At 66.4% G+C, this 3,086-nt stretch carries 4 protein-coding genes; 1 reads left to right on the plus strand and 3 read right to left on the minus strand.

Annotation, left to right across the window (positions count from 1 at the left end; translation table 11 throughout):
- Positions 1-348, plus strand: a 348-nt coding sequence (locus WAN02_RS01320; RefSeq protein WP_422262095.1) for a rhodanese-like domain-containing protein, incomplete at its 5' end; no start/stop codon positions are given.
- Here WAN02_RS01320 and WAN02_RS01325 read toward each other — a convergent pair.
- The 3 genes from WAN02_RS01325 to WAN02_RS01335 form a co-directional block, all read right to left on the minus strand.
- Positions 345-608: a hypothetical protein gene (locus WAN02_RS01325; protein ID WP_422262097.1), complete on the minus strand. Its 264-nt coding sequence runs from the start codon at positions 606-608 to the stop codon at positions 345-347. The two genes, WAN02_RS01320 and WAN02_RS01325, sit on opposite strands and share 4 nt — an antisense overlap.
- Before the next feature lie 112 nt (positions 609-720).
- Positions 721-2,409, minus strand: a complete 1,689-nt coding sequence (locus WAN02_RS01330; protein WP_422262099.1) for an alpha/beta hydrolase — start codon at positions 2,407-2,409, stop codon at positions 721-723.
- A 9-nt stretch (positions 2,410-2,418) separates the two neighbouring features.
- Positions 2,419-3,086: enoyl-CoA hydratase (locus tag WAN02_RS01335; RefSeq protein WP_422262101.1), on the minus strand; the 668-nt coding region annotated here is incomplete at its 5' end.

The raw sequence follows: 3,086 nt of genomic DNA on the forward strand, positions 1-3,086 counted from the left end.
CGGCTGCACCGCCTGGCGGCCGGCGAGGTGCCGGCGGCGTTGCGGCGCGGCGCGTTGCTCGTCGACATCCGGCCGCAGGCTCAGCGCACTCGCGAGGGGGAAGTGCCAGAGTCGTTGCGGGCGCTCGTCATCGAGCGAAACGTGCTGGAGTGGCGCTGCGACCCGACCAGCGACGCGCGGCTGCAGCAAGCCGTCGACGACGATGTCGAGTGGGTGGTGCTCTGCTCGGAGGGCTACACGTCGAGTCTGGCCGCGGTGGCGTTGCAGGACCTAGGCCTGCACCGCGCGACGGACGTCATCGGTGGTTACCAGGCGCTGCTCGCGGCGGGTCTGATAACGACGGCCTAGCCGCCGCCTCCGCCGCCACCCCCACCGTCTGCGCCAGTGTTGTACCACTGGTCGTTGTAGTCATTGGGGTTGTAGTACTCGTAGTTGTGTTGCGGCGGGGCCGGCGGCTCCGGAGCCGGAGGTGGATCCGCGGGCGGCGGCGCGGGTAGCACGCTGGCCGTACCGCCGAAACCAGTCGCCGCGAACGCCGCTGGACCGAAGGCCGCGGCAGGCGCTGCAAAAAGAACGCCCGCCACCGCGATCTTCGCAATGGTCTTCATCGATTACTCCCTCCTAGGGGATCCGATGATATTGATACTGCCACCTGATGGTTCGACGGGCTAGCTAGTAGTACAAAACCCTTAGACACTCACAGCGTCCGTTCACCTGACGTTAGCCGTCACTGGCGTGCAGCAGTGGGCGAAGTTTCGCGGTCTTCTCCGGCGTCCATCCCGGCGGCTGCAGCACCGCCGCCCAGCCGTTGGCGACGTCGGCGACGTAGACGTGACCGTGGCCCTGCGGCACATCGACGGCCACCGCCATGTCCGCCGACACCTGCAAGAACGTCACCACCGGGATCCATTCGGTCTCGGGAAGCACGTCGTAGCCACGTTTTTCGCGCAGCCAGTCCGGTTCGCGGAACAGCAGACCGGGATCCCACCAGGCGATTGGGTCCGAGGCGTGCTGCAGATACACGACGCGCGGCGTATTCCATTGCGATTCAGGGCGTTTGAGGTCTTCAGGACGTGCCACGAATCGCACATACATGCCGTGGTCGTAGAGCGGCAGCCACTCCGGCGACTTGCGGTCGCGGGTCGCGGTCAGATCGGTCCAGATGGTGTTCTTGAATGTGGGCCCGGAGAACAACGCGCCGTCGGTGCGGGCGAGCACGTTGTTGAGGCTCATGAACGGAGCCTCGCCGCCGAAGGAGCCCAGGCTCTCGCCGAACACGACGAGCTTGGGGCGCTGCGCTTCTGGCAGCCGACGCACCTGCCGATCAACGGCTTCGAACAGCGCCTGGCCGGCACGGCGCGCGTTCTCCTTGTCCACCAGGAAGGACAGCCAGCTGGGCAGGAACGAGTACTGCATGCTCACCACTGCGGTGTTGCCGTTGTACATGTACTCCAGCGCGTCGGCCTCGGCCTCGTTGATCCAGCCGGTGCCGGTGGTGGTTCCAACCGCGACGACAGCGCGGCGTAATCCGCCCTCGCGCTCCAACTCTCGTGCGGCCAACTCCGCGGCCGCGGTGATGCCGTCGGCGGAGTCGAGTCCGGCGTAGGCGCGGATCGGCTCGGTCGCCGGCGCGCCGTTGAACGCGGTGAGCTGGTCGACGGTGGGCCCGCCCTTGATGAATATCCGGCCCTGGTGCCCCAGCGATTCCCAGGTCGCCAGCGACTGCGGTCCGCCGGACCGCAGTGGTGTCCGCGGCGCGGCGGTATCGGGATTGATTTCGTTGTTCACCGTGGCGAAGGTGTTGTTCATGGTCCGCATCGCGAATTTCACGACGACGCCGTTGAGCAACGCGATTGCCAGAGCGACCAGTAGCGATACCACAATCACGGCCGAAACCCGCGGCGGCGCAATCCGATCAAGGTGCAGATCGAGAAAATGGACTAGTCGACGGATGAGCTGGCCGGTTTCGACGACGCCGAACAGCACGACCAACGACAGTGCAGTGGTCAGCGGGTAGTCGAGCCACACCAGGTGCTTGACGCCCATCAGATCGCGTACCCGGTCCTGCCAGACGTGGAACCAGATCACCATCGCGACCATGCCGATCGCGCCGACGACGATCAGCACCAGCCACGCCCGCCGCGGTGCCGGTGGGCTGGAATCTCGGGAGAGCATGAAGCGCACCAGCCATACCGCGAAAACGCCTATGGAATAACCGATTGCGCCGGCCAGGCCGCTGACTAACCCCTGAAACAACGGGCCGCGCGGCAACAGCGACGGCGTCATCGAAAACCAGATGAATACCAGCCCGACCGCGGTGCCGGTGAAGGTGTAGTGCCGAACCCACCACGCTTCCCGGCGCTGCGGCTCGACGGCTTGCTCGGGTTCGGCAGTGGCAGCTTCGTTCACCACGACTCCTTAGCGGTGGGTGAAGTTCGGCGGTCGCTTCTCGATGAACGCTGCCATTCCTTCGGACTGGTCGTCGGTCGCGAAAGCCGAATGGAATAGCCGACGTTCGTAGAGCAGACCCTCGGTCAACGTGGATTCGAAGGCGCGGTTGACCGCTTCCTTCGCCATCCGGGACGCCGACCGCGACATCTGCGAGATCGTGGTGGCGACGGCCTTGGCCTCGGTCAGCAGATCGTCGGCGGGGACGACCCGCGCCACCAGGCCGCTGCGCTCGGCCTCCTCCGCGCCCATGTTGCGTCCGGTCAGGATCAGGTCCATCGCCTTGGCCTTACCGATGGCCCGAGTCAGCCGCTGCGAGCCGCCCATGCCCGGCAGCACGCCCAGCTTGATCTCCGGTTGGCCGAATTTCGCCGTGTCGGCGGCGATCAGCACGTCGCACATCATCGCGAGCTCGCAGCCACCACCGAGCGCGTAGCCGGCGACCGCGGCGATGGTCGGCGTGCGCACGGCGGCGAGCTTTGCCCACGGCGCGAAGAAGTCGGCGGCGAAGACGTCGGAGAACGCCAGGCTGGACATCTCCTTGATGTCGGCGCCCGCGGCGAACGCCTTCGCCGAGCCGGTGATGATGATCGCTCCGATGCCGGGGTCGTTGTCGAATTCGGCTGCCGCGGTGGTGA

It is taken from the genome of Mycobacterium sp., assembly GCF_049281135.1.
GTDB lineage: Bacteria > Actinomycetota > Actinomycetes > Mycobacteriales > Mycobacteriaceae > Mycobacterium.

What these genes read in the sequence shown, in the direction of transcription:
- WAN02_RS01325 (WP_422262097.1), bottom strand. Translation starts at nt 608, where the DNA reads ATGAAGACCATTGCGAAGATCGCGGTGGCGGGCGTTCTTTTTGCAGCG.